Genomic DNA, 294 nt, shown 5'->3' on the forward strand with positions numbered 1-294 from the left:
GCAAAATCTTTGCGCACCGCGCTGTGGATGATATCCGCGAGACCGAGGGCAAGATCGTTGATGCGTATTTCCGGGAGGTATTCAAATGCTGAAGCAATTGTTGAAATATGAGTTAAAGGCCACCAAAAGCCTGTACTTCGGGCTGTATCTGGCGCTGGCGCTGCTGAGCGTGGTGCTGGGCGTGACCTTCCGGCAGGAACACGCGCTGGCTCACATCACAAGCTTCCAGAATCTCGAAGTGATTCTGATGATCGTGTATGTCTCTGTCATCTTCGCCATTGCGGTGCTCTGTTT

General features: G+C 52.4%; 1 pseudogene. It reads left to right on the forward strand.

Annotation, left to right across the window (positions count from 1 at the left end):
• Positions 1-85 precede the first annotated feature (85 nt).
• Positions 86-294 (forward strand): annotated as a pseudogene (locus P0G09_RS19590) (hypothetical protein); the annotation flags it as partial.

It is taken from the genome of Faecalibacterium sp. DFI.5.82 (assembly GCF_029076575.1).
Classification (GTDB): Bacteria; Bacillota; Clostridia; order Oscillospirales; family Ruminococcaceae; genus Faecalibacterium; species Faecalibacterium duncaniae.